The sequence below is a fragment of the Prescottella sp. GW823-FHT02E09 genome, from assembly GCF_058797375.1.
Genome location: NZ_JBXAJP010000008.1, coordinates 139675 through 156262, shown reverse-complemented (window position 1 = coordinate 156262; position 16588 = coordinate 139675). Strand labels below are relative to the sequence as shown.

General features: G+C 68.0%; 18 protein-coding genes. 4 read left to right on the top strand and 14 right to left on the bottom strand.

The annotated features are described in order from the left end of the window. Positions 1-40 precede the first annotated feature (40 nt). Positions 41-772 (bottom strand): acetoacetate decarboxylase family protein, encoded by a 732-nt coding sequence (locus tag AC1RIF_RS20965; RefSeq protein WP_492603291.1) that lies wholly within the window; start codon positions 770-772, stop codon positions 41-43. Continuing rightward, the gene (locus tag AC1RIF_RS20960; protein ID WP_492603290.1) at positions 769-1629 is read right to left on the bottom strand and encodes an SDR family oxidoreductase; all 861 of its coding nucleotides are present in this window, start codon (positions 1627-1629) and stop codon (positions 769-771) included. Before AC1RIF_RS20960 ends, AC1RIF_RS20965 begins: the two co-directional genes overlap by 4 nt. A 118-nt stretch (positions 1630-1747) precedes the next feature. Between AC1RIF_RS20960 and AC1RIF_RS20955 the strand changes: the two genes are divergently transcribed. After that, the gene (locus tag AC1RIF_RS20955) at positions 1748-2965 is read left to right on the top strand and encodes a cytochrome P450 (RefSeq protein ID WP_492603289.1); all 1218 of its coding nucleotides are present in this window, start codon (positions 1748-1750) and stop codon (positions 2963-2965) included. On the opposite strand, the gene AC1RIF_RS20950 is transcribed toward AC1RIF_RS20955, so the two are convergent. From AC1RIF_RS20950 to AC1RIF_RS20920, 7 genes are all read right to left on the bottom strand, one after another. Beyond that, the gene (locus AC1RIF_RS20950; RefSeq protein WP_492603288.1) at positions 2928-3503 is read right to left on the bottom strand and encodes a hypothetical protein; all 576 of its coding nucleotides are present in this window, start codon (positions 3501-3503) and stop codon (positions 2928-2930) included. The genes AC1RIF_RS20955 and AC1RIF_RS20950 overlap by 38 nt on opposite strands. 94 nt (positions 3504-3597) lie before the next feature. Continuing rightward, a complete protein-coding gene (locus AC1RIF_RS20945; protein WP_492603287.1) occupies positions 3598-4026 on the bottom strand; it encodes a cupin domain-containing protein in 429 nt (142 codons plus the stop codon). 75 nt (positions 4027-4101) lie between these two features. Next, on the bottom strand, positions 4102-4977 hold the full coding sequence (locus AC1RIF_RS20940; protein ID WP_492603286.1) for an aldo/keto reductase: 876 nt from the start codon (positions 4975-4977) through the stop codon (positions 4102-4104). A gap of 23 nt (positions 4978-5000) precedes the next feature. Then, positions 5001-5504 (bottom strand): nuclear transport factor 2 family protein, encoded by a 504-nt coding sequence (locus AC1RIF_RS20935; protein WP_492603285.1) that lies wholly within the window; start codon positions 5502-5504, stop codon positions 5001-5003. A 297-nt stretch (positions 5505-5801) separates the two neighbouring features. Then, entirely contained in the window at positions 5802-6458 is a 657-nt protein-coding gene (locus tag AC1RIF_RS20930) for a cation efflux transmembrane domain-containing protein (protein ID WP_492603284.1), read from the bottom strand. After that, positions 6458-6787, bottom strand: a complete 330-nt coding sequence (locus tag AC1RIF_RS20925) for an ArsR/SmtB family transcription factor (RefSeq protein ID WP_492603283.1) — start codon at positions 6785-6787, stop codon at positions 6458-6460. Before AC1RIF_RS20925 ends, AC1RIF_RS20930 begins: the two co-directional genes overlap by 1 nt. A gap of 237 nt (positions 6788-7024) precedes the next feature. Then, positions 7025-8071: a helix-turn-helix domain-containing protein gene (locus tag AC1RIF_RS20920; protein WP_492603282.1), complete on the bottom strand. Its 1047-nt coding sequence runs from the start codon at positions 8069-8071 to the stop codon at positions 7025-7027. 413 nt (positions 8072-8484) lie between these two features. On the opposite strand from AC1RIF_RS20920, the gene AC1RIF_RS20915 reads away from it, so the two are divergent. The 3 genes from AC1RIF_RS20915 (at position 8485) to AC1RIF_RS20905 (ending at position 10771) form a co-directional block, all read left to right on the top strand. Then, positions 8485-8955, top strand: a complete 471-nt coding sequence (locus tag AC1RIF_RS20915) for a 2,4'-dihydroxyacetophenone dioxygenase family protein (protein ID WP_492603281.1) — start codon at positions 8485-8487, stop codon at positions 8953-8955. A 250-nt stretch (positions 8956-9205) separates the two neighbouring features. After that, the gene (locus AC1RIF_RS20910) at positions 9206-10018 is read left to right on the top strand and encodes an HAD family hydrolase (protein ID WP_492603280.1); all 813 of its coding nucleotides are present in this window, start codon (positions 9206-9208) and stop codon (positions 10016-10018) included. A gap of 111 nt (positions 10019-10129) precedes the next feature. Then, positions 10130-10771, top strand: coding sequence for a ScbR family autoregulator-binding transcription factor (locus AC1RIF_RS20905; protein WP_492603279.1), 642 nt, complete (start codon positions 10130-10132; stop codon positions 10769-10771). Positions 10772-10836: 65 nt separating this feature from the next. Here the strand turns inward: AC1RIF_RS20905 and AC1RIF_RS20900 are convergent, their stop codons facing one another. Genes AC1RIF_RS20900 through AC1RIF_RS20880 form a run of 5 tightly spaced genes read right to left on the bottom strand, consistent with a single transcriptional unit; the run spans position 10837 to position 16556 of the window. Then, positions 10837-11973, bottom strand: a complete 1137-nt coding sequence (locus AC1RIF_RS20900; RefSeq protein WP_492603278.1) for an acyl-CoA dehydrogenase family protein — start codon at positions 11971-11973, stop codon at positions 10837-10839. After that, a complete protein-coding gene (locus AC1RIF_RS20895; protein WP_492603277.1) occupies positions 11970-12965 on the bottom strand; it encodes an acyl-CoA dehydrogenase family protein in 996 nt (331 codons plus the stop codon). Before AC1RIF_RS20895 ends, AC1RIF_RS20900 begins: the two co-directional genes overlap by 4 nt. Beyond that, positions 12962-14101, bottom strand: coding sequence for an acyl-CoA dehydrogenase family protein (locus AC1RIF_RS20890; protein ID WP_492603276.1), 1140 nt, complete (start codon positions 14099-14101; stop codon positions 12962-12964). Before AC1RIF_RS20890 ends, AC1RIF_RS20895 begins: the two co-directional genes overlap by 4 nt. Further along, positions 14101-14982 (bottom strand): enoyl-CoA hydratase, encoded by an 882-nt coding sequence (locus AC1RIF_RS20885; RefSeq protein WP_492603275.1) that lies wholly within the window; start codon positions 14980-14982, stop codon positions 14101-14103. The genes AC1RIF_RS20890 and AC1RIF_RS20885 overlap by 1 nt, the downstream gene beginning before the upstream one ends. After that, positions 14979-16556, bottom strand: coding sequence for a FadD3 family acyl-CoA ligase (locus AC1RIF_RS20880; protein WP_492603348.1), 1578 nt, complete (start codon positions 16554-16556; stop codon positions 14979-14981). The genes AC1RIF_RS20885 and AC1RIF_RS20880 overlap by 4 nt, the downstream gene beginning before the upstream one ends. Positions 16557-16588: the final 32 nt, after the last annotated feature.

The window sequence follows — 16588 nt, the reverse complement described above, 5'->3', positions numbered from 1 at the left end:
TCGTTTCGCAAGGGTCTCTTTCGCCGAATGTCGTCCCGGTTCAGACCTTCGCCGCGTCCCCGAAGGTCATCTGCAGGTCGGGGATCGTGGTGGTCATCAACGCCCGCCGCGGCAGGCCGAGAGACCGGAGTTCGGTGGCGATCGGGTGGTTGCCCAGACGCAGTTCGGCGCCGCCGAGTCGCGACCGGACGCCGCTGGGATTCATGTCCCAGGCCGTGTGCCGGGTGACCCCGTCGAGGTGCGAGTACGCCTCGAGCGACGTGTTGGCGCCGCCGCCGGGCGTCGGGATGCCCTGCTTGACGGTGAGCGCCGCGATGAGCCGGCCGTCCTGGCTGACCTTGCCGCGGCGGACGTCGTTGGTGTGGTCGGCCTCGAAGTCGGCCAGGATCTTGGGGAATCCCCAGATCCCGCGGCCCGCCGCGAGGGTGAACTCGCCGTCGACGGGCAGTTGGTGGATGAGCGCGCCGGCCCGGCCGGTGACCAGTGCCCGCAGGTCGCCGAGCACCGACGACCGCCCCCGGCCGCGGTGGTCGCGGACCATGAAGGTGACGCCGAACTCGTTGTACGGGCCGAGGTCTCCGTCGACGTAGTCGACGAACACCAGGCCGCACAGCCCGCGCCCGGGGCGGAACTGCAGGATCTCGAGGCCGGTGTGGTCGATGAGCGACTGCGCGGCCGCGGTCGGAACCGAGTACATCGCCATGAACGCGGTGGCGGTACGGACCTCGACCGGCATGTCGACCCGTCGCCCGAGTACCTCGTGCGAACTCATTCCGACACCACCCCGCGCAGTCCGTCGGCGCCGTAGACCTGTTCGAGCATCGACGTGAAGTCGGGTCCGCGGCGCAGCATCTGGCCGCCGTCGACGTTGACGACTTGTCCGGTGATCCACGTGGACTCCGGACCGAGCAGGAACTTGGCGAGTCCGGCGATGTCGCCCACCTCGCCCACCCGGGCGAGGGGAGTGCACGCCAGGTAGTCGTCGAGGACCGGTCCGCCGTCGGTGATCATCGCGACCAGATCGGTCCGGGTCAGTCCGGGGCGGATGCCGTTGACGCGAACCCCGCTGGCGCCCAGTTCGTCCGCGGCGAGTTGGACGAGGTGGTCGACACCGGCCTTGGAGACACCGTAGGCGCCGAACCAGCGGTGCGTGTTGCTCGCGGCGATCGACGAGATGGCGACGATCGCACCCCCGCCGGCCGCGACGAGCGCGCGGGCGCCGTGCTTGATGGTGAGCATCGTGCCGGTGACGTTGAGGTCGACAGTGCGGCGCCAGGCATCCACGTCGAGCTGCGTGACGGGCGCGATGGTCTCGTTGCCGCCGGCGCACGCGACGACGCCGTCCAGGCGACCGGAGGTCTCCACCGCACGGGCGACGGCACGCTCGACGTCGGCCTCCTCGGTGACGTCCGCGGCGACGGTGGAGATCGACCCACCCGATGCGAACGCTCCGGTCGCGGCGACCTTCTCGGCCGCGGTCGACAGCTTGTCCGCGCTGCGGCCGCAGATCGTGACGTGCGCGCCCTCGGCGACGAGGGCCTGCGCGATGCCCAGGCCGATGCCGCTGCCACCGCCCGTGACCAGGATCGATCTTCCGGTGAAGGACCCGGATCCGCCGTCCGAACTCATCACGTCTCCCCTCGTGTGTCCGATACCCCGCCGATAGTAGGAACAAGTTCTACGATCGGGGCAGGTTTGGGTGATTGTCGAGGCTGTGGAGTTGTCCGTACGGACCGAGGAGCACCGGATGACGATCGTGAACGTGGACGACACCGATCTGCTCGACGGACGGTTCTACGCCGGCGAACTGGGCGACCCCCGCGCGGCGTACGCGTGGATGCGGGCGCATCAGCCGGTGTTCCGGGACCGGAACGGGATGGCGGCAGCGACCACGTACGACGCACTGATCGCCGCCGAGCGCGATCCGGGACTGTTCTCCAACGCGGGCGGGATCCGCCCGGAGACCGGACCGTTGCCGCAGATGATCGACATGGACGATCCCGCGCACCTGCAGCGTCGGCGGCTCGTCAACACCGGCTTCACCCGCAGGAAGGTGGAGGCGAAGATCGGCCGGATCCGTGAGATCTGCGATCAGTTGATCGACGCGGTGTGCGAGAAGGGGGAGTGCGACTTCGTCGCCGATCTCGCGGCGCCGCTGCCGATGGCGGTCATCGGCGACATGCTCGGTGTCCGGCCCGAGGAGCGTGAGACATTCCTACGCTGGTCGGACGATCTGGTGAAGGCGTTGGGCAGCAACGCGACCGAGGAGCAGCTGAAGGCGATGATGGACGCCTACGTCGCGTTCAACGAGTTCACGTTCCGCGCCATCGCGGAGCGGCGGGAGAACCCCGCCGACGATCTGATCAGCATCCTCGTGCACGCCGAGATCGACGGCGAGCGTCTCGACGACCAGGAGATCGTGAACGAGTCGCTGCTGATTCTCATCGGCGGCGACGAGACCACCAGGCACGTCCTCAGCGGCGGCATGGAACAGCTGATGCGGCACCAGGATCAGCGCGACCGGTTGGTGGCCGATCCGTCGGGCATCCCGACGGCGATCGAGGAGATGCTGCGCTGGGTGTCGCCGATCAAGAACATGGCCCGCACACTCACCCGGGACACCACGTTCTTCGGCACCGACCTGAAGGAGGGCGAGAAGATGCTGCTGCTCTTCGAGTCCGCCAACTTCGACGAGGCGATGTTCGACGACCCCGACCGCTTCGACATCGGTCGATCGCCGAACCCGCACGTGGCCTTCGGTTTCGGATCCCACTTCTGCCTCGGTAACCAGCTCGCGCGGCTCGAGGGCGTGATGATGTTCGAGCGACTGCTCGCCCGCCTGCCCGACATGGCGCTCGCGACCAGCGGGCCCTTGCCGCGACGGGCGGCGAACTTCGTGTCGGGGATCGAGGAGATGCCGGTCAAGTTCACGGCGGCGGCGCCGCGACCGGAATCAGGTGACTGACCGCCTGGGTGACCGGTAGGGCGCGGATCGCGGTGATCGCGTCCCACTTGTAACCACCGCACTCGTCGGTGGGCAGTACGGGCCGCATCGCCAGCCCCCGCGCGTCGACGAGCCAGACGACCGGTGGAATCGGCTGATCGACCCTGCAGGTCCGATGCTCGACGCCGTTGATCTGCGTTGTCTTCAACGGTTCGGAGGGCAATTCGTACCCGTCGAGAACGGCGCTCAGGTCACCTTGGCGGTGTTCCTCGATCCATGTCGCGTTCGCGTCGCCGCTGTCGTTCCCCTCACACGTGACGACCCGAACGGGTTCGAAATCGGCTGGTATGGAGACGGGCTCCGGTGCTGGAGGTGCACTGCCCGCAAGTCCTGCGCAAGCGAGTAGGTTGCCGGCGAGGCAGGTCGGTTCGACGAGACCCGATACCTCCTGCGGTGTCGTGGGCGCGGGTGTCGCCATGTCGTCGGTGTCGCCCGACGAGCCGCAGCTCGCGGTCAAACCGATCGCCAACAGTCCCACGAAGATTCTCGAAGCCCCCATAACGGGCACCCTATGGATCGAGGGACGTGAACGTGGGCGAACCACCCAGCTGGAACCGACAGTTCGTTCGTCAGCCGGTGAGCAGTCGGAAGAACTACGCGCAGCCCGGCGCGGGTGCGTCCTCGGACAGTGGACTGCCGGCCGGGTTCACGTACAGCACGTGCAGGACCATCGGCGCCTGACCGAGGTTGCGGCCCATGTGGACGTAGCCGTGACCGCTCGGCTCGACGATGGTGCCGCCGGCGTTGTAGACGCCGTCGGTGCTGCAGTCCGACTTGTAGTGCGTGAGCGTGCCCTCGGTGACCAGGCCGTACAGCATGCCGTCGTGGAAGTGCCATCCCGTGGTTCCGTCGGGCGCGATTGTGATGCGCCGCAGGATGTAGTCCTGCCCGCCGACCGTGGCCTGCCCAAGGATCTCGCCGGTGACGCCCTCGCTGGGGGTCGCCGCGGCGGTCGCCGGTGCCAGGCCCACCACGAGGGCGGCGGACGTTGCGGCCAGTGCAATTCGGTGCCGACGGCGCATCGTGGTTCCTTCCCGAACCTGCGGAGTTGCGAGAACATAGTGCGCGCCGGAAGACCTCGACCGTGCGGTTTTCGGCTACGCGGGCGCCCCGAGATTCATCTCGTCGGGGTGGAAGCCGACGCGCACGCCGTCGTCGAGGGTCGCGATGTCGGCGAGGTCCTGGTCGGTGAGCTCGAAGTCGAAGACGTCGAAGTTCTGGGCGATCCGGCTGTCGTGCACGGACTTCGGAATGACGATCAATCCGTTCTGCAGGTGCCAGCGGATGAGCACCTGTGCGGCCGACTTGCCGTGGCGTTCGCCGACGCCGGTGATGATCGGGTCGTCGAGCAGGGTGTTGGGCTTGGAGGCGTCGCCCCAGCCGGAGTTGCTGGTGCCCCCGAGCGGGCTCCACGACTCCACCGCGATGCCGTGCAGTGCCGCGAAGTCCCGGATCGCGTGCTGCGGCAGATGCGGGTGCAGCTCGACCTGGTCGACGGCCGGCAGCATGCCGTCGCGGTCGACGATCTCCTGCAGGTGGTGCGGCTCGAAGTTGCACACGCCGACGGCTTTGGCGCGGCCCGATTCGGCGATCTTCTCCATCGCGTCCCACGTGCGCAGGCGGGTGTTCGGGTCGCGCAGTGGCCAGTGGACGAGGTACAGGTCGACGTAGTCGAGGCCCAGGCGCGTGAGGCTCGCATCGAACGCGTCGAGGGCCGGTTGGTACCCCTGGTCGGAGTTCCACAGCTTGGTGGTGACGAAGATGTCCTCGCGCGGGACCGACGAGTTCGCGATGCCGCGTCCGACGCCCTCTTCGTTGCCGTACGCGGCGGCCGTGTCGATGTGCCGGTATCCGGCGTCGTCCAGCGCGAAGCGGACCGCGTGCTCGGTCTCGTCGTTGGTCGCCTGCCACACACCTAGGCCGAGCTGGGGGATGACGGTTCCGGAATTCAGGGTGATCTCTGGAGTGGTCATGGATCCAGGCTAGGAGTTCCGGCTCAGCCCTGCTGGGAACCGGCCGACCACATATGGGCGAGGAACTTGAAGCTCGGGGTGTCGTCGAGTGAGGTGATCGACTCGTAGATGCGGTCGTACGACGTCTCGACGATCCGCCAGCGGCCGTCGTCGTCGCGCCGGTACCGGTCGGTGTAGTAGCCCGCGCCGCGGATGACGCTGTTGGCGGCGGGCACGATGACGGTGTCCTCGAATGCCCACGAGCCGGACGCCCGCGATCCGTCGACCGTGAGCTCGGGGTGGTTCGCGATGTGGACGGTGGTGACCGCCGGGCCGAGCGAGTCGCGCATGAAGCCGGTGAGTGCCGCGCGACCCTCGAACACCAGTGGATCGCGCAACGCGTGCGTTCCGTACCGAGCGACGACGTCGTCGGCGAGGGTGTCGGCGAACTCGTCCCACCGCTTCAGATCGAGCGTCCGGAAGTACCGGTACTTGAGCTGACGAAGGTCCTCGATCGTGTCGAGTTCCTCGAGGGATCGGGTACTCATTCGCGAAGCATCACACGGCCGATCACCCGCGGGGGCTGCTTCGGCCGATTTCTTCCGGCCGCCGCGAATCCCGGTCGGGGTAATTGCGCACGCGTCGAGCGTGGCCCGCGCAGCGCGACAGCGAACGCGCTCGCGCTGGGGCTGATGGAAGGTCTGGGGCGTGCGACGACGCGAAGGTGCAGAAGATGATTCGGCAGATTCCGATCCGCGGGCTCGGAACGGGCGCCGACGTCGGTGCGGCGGTCGTGTGATTGTGCAGCGAGGCGGGCGGTGTGGTGAATGCGCAGGTGATCCACCTCAACGGTGGCACTGTGTTCGGTCGCTGACCGGGGCTGCGCAGCACGTATCACCCCTCCACGCCTCGCGGCCCTCCCGTACTGCGATGACGGCGATGACGAGCGCTGCGACGGGGTCGGCCCACGTCCACCCGAACATACTGTTGAGCACCAGGCCCGCCAGTAGGACTGCGGAGAGGTAGGTGCACAGCAGGGTCTGTTTCGAATCCGCCACCGCGGACAGCGAACCCAGCTCCCGTCCGGACCGGCGCTGCGCCCACGACAGCACCGGCATGATCGCCAGGCTCGCTGCGGCGAGCACGATGCCGACCGTCGAATGCTGGGGTTCACCCACGCCGAGCAGCGAGCGGATCGAATCGATCGTCACGTACGCGGCGAGCCCGAAGAACGAGAACGCGATGATCCGCAGCGCCACCTTCTCCCGCGCCTCCGGATCGCGTCCGGAGAACTGCCAGGCGACTGCTGCCGCCGAGGCGACCTCGATCACCGAGTCCAGTCCGAACCCGATCAGCGCCGCCGACGACACTCGCGCGCCCTCGGTGAGGGCGACCGCAGCCTCGATCACGTTGTAGGTGATGGTGGCCGCGACGAGGAACCGGATGCGGCGCGTGAGCACCGCCCGGCGTGCGGGAGAGGAGACGCCGGCCGGGGCGGCCATCAGCAGCAGTTCTCGGTGGCGGCGGCCGGGCAGCACGCCGGGTCGACCGCCAGCACCAGGCCCAGCAGGTCGCCGAGTGCATGCCCGATCGCCGGGTCGGCGAGCTCGTACCGGCTGCGCCGGCCCTCCGGCACCGCGACCACCAGACCGCAACCACGGAGGCAGGCAAGATGATTGGAGACCTGCTGCCGTGACACCCCGATGGTGTCGGCCAGGTCCGAGGGATAGCCCGGGCCCGATCGCAGGCTCAGCAGGATCTGTGCGCGTGTGGGATCGGACAGCGCGTATCCGAACCGGGCCAGCGCATCACGGTGGACGAGGGTCTCCATGTCCCGACAGTACATCGGATTCTGTATTCAGAAAAGGGTGTATCGACTGCCTGTCCGTTCGGTTCGGCCGCCGCGATCAACTGTGCCCGGTCGACAGCGGCCGGGGTTCGTCTTCACCGCAATGGGTTGACGAGGAAGACCTCGAAGTCGTCGTCGAGGACGTAGTCGGGGCCTCGACGAGCTCGACAGCTTCGCTGGACCATGTCCCGGGGTGCCGCGCGACGACGACGGTTTCGTTCAGAGGCGAATGCTGCCGGGCGAACCGGCGATCCGATAGCGCCGCAGCTTCTGATACAGCGTGGCGCGGGAGATGCCGAGCCTGGATGCGACGGCGGACTTGTTGCCGCCGCACTCGGCGAGCATGCCTGCAATGACCTGGGACTCGGCATGTTCGAGTGGACCCAAGGAGGTCCCTTCGGGGTGGTGGACCGGCGGAGCGGTCGGGTCGGGGTGCAGTGTCAGGATCATGCCATCGACGAGGTCGAGGGGGTGCACCTGTGCGCGAAGCCCCTCTCTCAGTGTCAGTTCGGTGCCCGGTCGAGCGTGGCGCACCAGATCCCACACCGCCCGGTGTTCGAGTCCCCAGCCACCCGCGACGTCGTCGGTGATCATCACCCTCTCGGTCAACGCCACCACCGGAGCAGTCGTGCGGGCCCGGCCGGTGACGAACGCGTCGAACAGAGCGCGCTCGTCGGGCGAGGACATCTCGGCCAACCGGGCGGCGATGGCGTCTGCCAGCGACCGGGTCATGGCGCGCAGGAACTGGTTCGTCTCGTCGGCGAAGCAGGTCACGTTGACCGCACCCTGCACCCGCCGGGTGATCGGATTCACCACCGGCGCCGCGACACATGCCCATGGATGAAAGCTCTCCACGTAGTGCTCGGTGCCGATGACCGTGGCCATGTCCTTGCTCTCCAGTGCGGTGCCGATGCCGTTGGTGCCGACCCGCTCTTCCTGGAACGCCCCACCCTCGCACATGTGGATGTTGTCGAGTGCTCGGCCGATCGAGGATTCCGACACCCAGCGCCACACGAGACGGCCTTTCGCGTCGGCGAGCGCCAAACATGCCCGACCGCCGGTGAGGACCTCTGTCGTGCGGACCAGGACCGGGGTCGCGGCACGGACGAACTCACTGTCGGTGTCGACATCGACGACCGGCACTTCGTCGCTGGCGGGGTTGACTCCGCTCCAGCGTGAGCGTCTCCATGACGTGAGCACTTCGGCCGACACTCCGTCCGGGTCCTGGCCGGATTGAAACTCCTCCCATGCCTGCCGCCCGTGCATAGAAACCTCCTGGACAGCCAGTGTCCGTGTCTGGCTGCAGACCAATTATGCAAACCGAGTGGAACCGCCGGACTGTTCACTTTCCGTACAACTGCTCGCTCGATCAGGATTCGTCCGCGAAGTCTCCGCGAAGGCGCGTCCCTTTCTCGGTGATACGAGGCCCGTGGAGCCTCTCTGGTCGGCACGGACGAGCCGACAGCTGTCGGCGAGGTCGATCGAAGGTCCGCTGTACAGGATTTGAACAATCGATACCGTCCTGCGACCTCCCATACTTCGATGTGCGGACGGTCACATCCCGTCGGTGACGTGCAGGGAACTTTCAGTCTCGGAATCGGCCCTCGGGCCCGCTTCATCGTCCGAGAGCCCTGCGGCCGCATTCCCCGAACACCATGGCCCGAAAGGACAGAGCCGCCATGACTGCTATCGATGACCCCTACAACTCCACCGCGAGCTTCATCCCCGAGGAGGGCAACGTCTGGATCCCGTGGGACGAGGCGAGCGGCGCGGAGATCAAGATCGTCAAGCTCAATCCGACGAATGGGCAGATGATCGTCTTCATCAAGCTGCCGCCCGGCGGAACGCTCACCAAGCACTTCCATCCGGGGACGGTCATCGTCTACACCATGCAGGGGGAGTGGACGTACGGCGAAGGCTGGACCGCAAAGGAGGGAGATTCGGTGTTCGAAACGGCCGGGTCGACCCATGCCCCGACCGGACTCGGTGACGAGGCGACCATCATCTTCGCTGTCATCGAAGGAACCCTCGAGTTCGTCGGGGAGGACGGTACCCGGATCGGATACGAGAACTGGCAGACGCTCCTGAAGAAGTACCACGACCACTGCGCGACACTGGGAATCGAGCCTCGAGCAGTCACGAGCTTCTGACGGACGGGGCACCTTCCTGCCCGGCGAGTAGACCCCTCGCCGGGCAGGAGTCAGCTATGGCGAACAACGCTGCGTGAGAACCGCACTCATCGACCACGGCGACCTACCGTTCACTCGGTCGACCGAACACGGACTTGACCTCGGATCGGCCGCGGAAGCAGTTCTCGCCGGGGTTGGTGGACTCGGTTGTCAACCTTGTTGATGGGTGGGTGTGGATCGTGCCGCGGCGTGGGGCTGGGATCATTCAGAAGTGACGCGAATCAGACTTGTGGCATCCGACCTCGACGGGACCCTGCTGCGGTCCGACCGGACGGTTTCGCCGCGCACGGCACAGGCGATGGCGGCCGCCCGTGACGCCGGCATCGAGGTGGTGTGGGCGACCGCCCGCGCGCGTCACTCGGTGGACGCGCTGGCCCGCTCGTGCGGGTTCCGGGGCGAGGCGGTTTGCGCCAACGGGGCGGTGACCCTCGATCTCGCGGACGGCATCCCGGAGATCACCGGCACCGTCTCGATCGAGGTCTCCGAGGCTCTCGCCGCGATGGACCGCGTCCGCACCCTCGTGCCGGGTGTCGTGTTCGCGAACGTCGGGCCCACGACGTTCGTCGCCGAACCCGAGTACGCCGCGCTGTGCGACTACACGGACCACCACCGCACCGTGGACGAGATGATCCTCGAAGAACGGCTGCCGCGAATGGGGGAGCCGATGGTCAAGATCGTCGCCCGGCATCCGGAGGTCTCCAGCCACGAGCTGTACCGGCTCGCGGTCGCGGCCGGCATCGACGGCGTCGAGCTGACGCATTCCGGGGCGCCGTACGTGGAGATGGCGGCGTCCGGGGTGTCGAAGGCCAGCGCACTCGCCCGGCTCTGTGCGGCGCGAGGCATCGCAGCCGAGGAGGTGGCGGTGATCGGTGACGCCGTCAACGACGTGCCGATGCTGCTGTGGGCCGGTACCGCACTGTGCCCGGAGAACGCGCTGCCGGAGGTGCGCGCGCTGGCCGACCGGGTGCTGCCGGGCAACGATGACGACGGCGTCGCGCAGTACCTCGAGGAGCTCGTGGCCTGACCGGCTCGGAAGGCTCACCGGGACTGTCGGGTCACACGAGCCTCTGGTCTGAATCGTTGTTGTCGGCAATGATGCATTCGGTCGGAAAAGTGATACGAAGGGTGCGGCTGAATGCTCAAGCAGCAGCGGGCGGTGATCACGCGGAAACAGATCGTCATGGGTGCCGCCGAGATGTTCGACCGCGTGGGATACGAACGCGCCAGTCTCGCCGAGATCGTCGACCTGTCCGGAATCACCAAAGGGGCGCTGTACTTTCACTTCAAGTCGAAGGACGACCTCGCCGGTGTCGTCATCGAGGAACAGCACGCCATCTCGATGAACGCTGTCCGCGCCATCCTCTCGTCTGATGCGCCCGCGATCGAGCAGCTGGCCATGCTCTGCTACGAGATGGGCCGGCAGATGCTCGAGGATCCGATCGTGCGGGCAGGTATCCGCCTCACCCTGGAGATGAGTGCCGACGGCGGGCCCAGGAAGCCGTACGCGGACTGGATCGACGCCTGTGAGCGTGTCGCGAAGGAAGCCATCGAGCAGGGGGACGTCGCCGACACGGTCGTGGCCGCCGACCTGGGGCGCTTCATCGTGTCGGCCTTCACCGGCGTCCAACTGGTCTCGCACGTGCTGACCGGCCGCGAGGATCTCTACGAGCGCATCGACCAGATGCTGACGTTCCTGTTACCCGGGATCATGGCTCCGCGCCGCCGGCACAAGATCGATCGAGTCCTCGCGGCCCGCTGGACGCCGACCGAGGAGTGAACGGAGAAAACGCCGAGGGCCGGCCCGGAGGTTCCGGGCCGGCCCTCGGCGTGTGCGGGACCGAATCAGGCGGGCAGACCCGCGAGTGACTCCATGCCCTTGATGTACTCCTCCGGCTGACCGAACAGCTGCGAGCTGCCGTGGGCGCGCTTGAAGAACAGGTGCGCGTCGTGCTCCCACGTGATCGCGATGCCGCCGTGCAGCTGGATCGAATCGCCGGTGACGATGTTGAACGCCTCCGAGCAGTACGCCTTCGCGACCGCGGCATCGGTGGCGGCGGACGGCAGGCCTTCGCTCAGCGAGTACACCGCGGCGTACGACGCCGACCGGGCCGTCTCCACCTGGAAGTACAGCTCGGCCATGCGGTGCTTGAGCGCCTGGAAGCTGCCGATCGCGCGACCGAACTGCACGCGGTCCTTGCTGTAGTCCACCGTCATCTGCAGACAGCGCGCGGCGGCGCCGACCTGCTCGGCGGACAGCGCGACGATCGCGATGGTGCGGACGCGGTCGAGCGCGGCCGTCGCGTCGTCGGCGGTGAGCCGGACCGCCGCGGCGGAGGTGAACTCCACCAACGACATCGGCCGGGTCAGGTCCATCGTCGGCAGTTCGCGGCGGGCGACGCCGGCAGCTGACGGATCCACCTCGAACAGCGCGATTGCGCCGTCTGTGCCTTCCCCGGACGCCGCCACGATGAGCACGTCGGCGTGCGCACCGTCGAGCACGTAGTGCGCGGCACCCGAAACGGTGTAGCCGTCGGCGTCGCTGCCGGACGCCGTGCACGCGACCTCGTCACTGCGCCAGTGGCCTTCGGGGCCCACCCAGCACAGCGCCGCGATCGAGGAGCCCTCGGCGATACCGGGCAGCAGGCGCTCGCACGCCTCGGTGTTGCCCGTCGCCAGGATCGCCTGCGCGGCCAGGACCGCGGAACCGAACATCGGCGACGGCGTCAGTGCGGCGCCGAGCTCCTCGAGCACCAGGTGCTGCTCGACGAGCGTGGCCCCGAAACCACCGAACTCCTCCGGGATCGCGAGGGCCGCGACACCGACCTGCTGGCACAGGACGTCCCACAGGCCGCGATCGTAGCTGTCGCCCGACTCGAGCGTCTTGCGCAGCGCGGCCGGGTCGGCGCGCTTGGCCAGCAGTGCGGCAACCGTCTTGCGGAGCTCGATCTGCTCCTCCGTGAACACTCCGACGCCACTCACAGCGCGCTCGCAATCCGTGCGCGGTGGGCGGAGGCGGTGCCCCACGCGGACTGCAGCGCCCGCGTCTTGGTCAGCCACAGCGACAGGTCGCACTCGAGGGTGTAACCGATGGCACCGTGGACCTGCAGCGCCTTGCGCGAGGCCACGTACGCGGCGTTCGCGGCGGCGACCTTGGCGGCCGAAATGCTGCGCGCGACGGTGGCAGAGTCCTCGCGGCCCTCGGCGAGTGAGATCGCCGCGCCGTACACCAGCGGCGTCGCCATCTCCACGGCCACGAGAGCGTCGGACATGTGGTGCTTGACGGCCTGGAAGCTACCGATGACGCGGCCGAACTGCGAGCGGTTCTTGGCGTACTCGGTGGCGGTCTCGATCATCGCGTGGCCGGCACCGATCAGCTGTGCCGATGCGGCCAGGACCGCGAGGTCGTAGGCCTTCTCCGCGGCGGCGGCGACGTCCGCGCCCTGCGCGAGCGTCTCGACCGACTCGACCTCGAACAGGCGGCGGGCCGGATCGACCGACTCGAGCTGTGTGGTCGGGCGGACCAGTTCGAGGGTGTCGCCCGACACTCGCAGGACCGGCTCGGCGACATCGGCGTCGAGGGCGCGCGGCGTGGACGGCTCCAGCACCAGCGACGCGAGGGTGCCCTCGGCGATGGCGGGCAGGAACCGCTTGGCCAGCTGCTGGTCGTCCAGGGCCGACAGCAAAGCGGGGACGGCCGCTGCCGTTTCCAAGATCGGGCCCGGAACTGCTGCGCGGCCGAGCTCGATGAATGCGACGGCCAGGTCGGCCGGATGCGCGCCGATGCCGTCGAACTCCTCGGGCACGGCGAGCGCCGTCACGCCGGTCTCGGCGAGCTGCTGCAGTAGGGCCAGACCCGGAGCGGTGTCGTTCTCGCCCCACGACCGGACGACGGCCGGGGTGTTGGCGTTGGCGAGCAGGCCGCGGAGGCTGTCCGCGAAGTCGCGCTGCTCGGTGGACAGGGAGAATTTCATCGATCCGCCTTCGGGAGTCCGAGCATCCGCTCGGCAACGATGTTGCGCTGAATTTCGTTGGTGCCGGCGTAGATCGGGCCGGACAGCGAGAACAGGTAGCCGTCCTGCCACTTGCCGGCGAGCTCGCCGTCGGCGCCCAGCAGGTCGAGGGCCGTCTCGTGGATGCGGACGTCGAGCTCCGACCAGAAGATCTTGTTGATCGAGCCCTCGACGCCGAGGGGGACACCCTCGAGCATGCGGGTGACGGTGCCCCACGTGTGCAGGCGGTAGGCCTCGGCGCCGATCCACGCATCGACGACGCGATCGCGTGCCGCGGTGTCGGTGTCGTCGGTGTTCGCCTTCCACACCTCGATCAGACGATCGACCGCGGAGATGAAGCGGCCCGGGCTGCGCAGCGACAGGCCACGCTCGTTGCTCGCGGTGCTCATCGCGACGCGCCAGCCGTTGTCGACCTCACCGACGACGTCGGCGTCCGGGACGAAGACGTCCTCGAAGAAGATCTCCGCGAAGCCGGGCTCACCGTCGAGCTGCGGGATCGCGCGGACCGTGACGCCGTCCTGGTTCAGCGGGAACATGAAGTACGTCAGACCCTTGTGGCGCTGGGCCTCCGGGTCGGTGCGGAACATGCCGAAGCCCCAGTCCGCGTACACCGCGCGCGAGCTCCACGTCTTCTGCCCGTTGAGGATCCAGCCGCCCTCGGTGCGACGAGCCGTCGAGCGGATGCCCGCGAGGTCGCTGCCGGCCTCCGGCTCGGACCATGCCTGCGCCCAGATGACGTCGGCGCGGGACATGCTCGGCATGATGCGCGCGAGCTGCTCCTCGGTGCCGTGCTCGAACAGCGTCGGCGCGAACAGGAAGATGCCGTTCTGGCTGACGCGTCCGGGGGCACCGGCCTTGTAGTACTCCTCTTCGAAGAGAACCCACTCGATCATCGAGGCGTCGCGGCCGCCGTACTCCACGGGCCACGAGACGGTCGACAGGCGGGCGTCGGCCAGCTTGTGCTCCCACTCGCGGTGGGCCTCGAAGCCCTCCGCGGTGTCCATCGACGGCAGCGGCTGTGCCGGGACGTTAGCCGCGAGCCATTCGCGCACTTCCAGCTGGAAGGCGCGGGCCTTTTCGTCCAGTTCGAGATCCACTATTTCGCCTTCGCTTTCATACTGTTGACGTCCATTCCACCCAGCGAGTCCCTGCCGACCTCGGCGTTGTGTGCGTGGGCAAAGTGGTGCAGGCCGAACACCGAATCCATACCGGCGCGCTGACCCATGAGGTCCTCGCACTGGTTGACGGCCTTCTTGGTGAGTGCCAGACCGAAGCGCGGCATCTCCGCGACCCGGCCGGCGAGCGCGAGCGTCTCGGCCTCGAGGTCGGCGCGCGGCACCACCCGATTGACCATGCCCACCTCGTACGCGCGCTGCGCGGTGAAGCGGTCGCCCGTGAAGAGGATCTCCTTCGCGAACCGCGACCCCAACACCCACGGATGCGCGAAGTACTCGACACCTGGGATACCCATCCGGACAACAGGATCCGAGAAGAACGCGTCCTCCGACGCGACGATCAGATCGCAGCACCACGCGAGCATCAGGCCGCCGGCGATGCAGGCGCCGTGGATCTGGGCGATCATCGGCTTCGGGATCTCGCGCCAGCGCCGGCACATCCCCAGGTACACCTCGGTCTCGCGGGCGAACCGCTGGTCACCGCCGGGCTTGCCGAGGTGGTCCCACCACAGGGCGGCCTTGTTCTCGTAGTGCACGTGGTGGTCGCGACCCTGCGTGCCGATGTCGTGGCCGCCGCTGAAGTGCTCGCCGCTGCCGGCCAACACGATCACCTTCACGTCGTCGTCCTCGACGGCCCGTTCGAACGCGGCGTCGAGCGCGTACGTCATCACCGAGTTCTGCGCGTTGCGGAAGTCGGGGCGGTTCATCGTCACGTACGCGACGTGGTCGCACACCTCGTAGGTGACGACCTCGCCCTCGTCGGGAACATCGCCCCGATCGGAAACACTGTGGGGGACGGTCATGCCTTGCCCTCGCGCAGGTCGTTCTTGAGGACCTTGCCCGACGGGTTGCGCGGGAGCGCGCCGACGACCGTCACCTCGCGCGGAATCTTGAAGTTGGCCAGACGTTCCTTGCAGAACGCGATGACTTCCTCCGCGGTCACGGCGACGCCGGGCTTGGGCACGACGTAGGCGCGGCCCACCTCGCCCATCCGCTCGTCGGGAATGCCGATCACGGCCGCCTCGGCGAGGGAATCCATGCGCGCGAGGGCGTTCTCGATCTCCGCGGGGTACACGTTGAAGCCGCCGGAGATGTACATGTCCTTGAGGCGGTCGGTGATGTCGAGGTAGCCGCGCTCGTCGAGCACGCCGACATCGCCTGTGTGCAGCCAGCCGTCCGGATCGATCGTCTTCTTCGTCGACTCGGGGTCGTCGAGGTAACCGAGCATGACGTTCTCGCCGCGCACCAGGATCTCGCCGTGCTCGCCGATCCTGACCTCCATGCCGGGGATCGCGCGGCCGGACGACGTCGACACCGTGACCGGGTCGTCGTCCATGCGGCACATCGTCACCACGACGGCCTCGGTCTGACCGTAGGCGGTGATGACGGCGTCGTAGCCGAGTTCGGCCTGCATGCGCTCGACGAGAACGACCGGCACCGCGGCGGCGCCGGTGATCGCCACGCGCAGGCTCGACAGGTCGTAGTCGTCGCGGGTCGGGAAGTCGAGGATCGTCTGGTGGATGGTCGGGGCTCCCGGCAGCACGCTGATCTTCTCGTTCGCGATCGTCGCCATGATCGTGGGGACGTCGAAGACCGCGGCCGGGATCATCGTGGCGCCGCGCAGGATGCACACCATCAGTCCGGCCTTGTAGCCGAACGTGTGGAAGAACGGGTTGATCACCAGGTAGCGGTCGTTGCTGTCGACCTCGGCGCAGTCCGCCCACGCGTCGGCGATGCCGACGGTCTGACGGTGAGCGGTCATGACGCCCTTGCTCTTTCCGGTGGTGCCGGAGGTGAACAGGATGTCGGCGACGTCGTCGGGGGAGACGGCGCGGGCGCGAGCGTCGGCCTCCTCCGCCGTGACCGGCTCGGCGGCCGCGGCGATCTGATCCCACTCGAGGATCTCACCGCCGGGGAACTCCGTCGTCGGCGCGCCGGCGGCGGGATCGTCCGACGGCGTGCGGAGCACGAGCTTCAGCGTCGGGATGCCCTCGTCGCCGGCGGCCTTCAGCACGTCCGCGAGGCGATCGTTCTTGAGGAAGCGGTCGGGGACGACGAGAGCCTTGGCCTGGGTGCGCTCGAGCAGGTCGAGAGCCTCGTGACCGGTGTAGCGGGTGCTGATCGGGACGAGTGTCGCGCCGACGTACTGCGCGGCGAGGAACGCCTCGATCCAGTGGTGGGTGTTGGGGGCCCACACCGCGACGCGGTCGCCCGCCTCGACGCCCTTGGCCATGAACGCCCGGGCCGCGAGGCGCACGCGTTCGAGCAGTTCGGTGTAGGTGGTCCGGTCGGATCCGTCCGCTACAGCCTCGTTCGATCCGAATTGCTCAGCGGCGCGCCACAGCGCAGCCGGGGTCGTCCGGGGCTCGGTGGTCACATTCGTGCTCACAATCTCTCCTCAACGAGGCA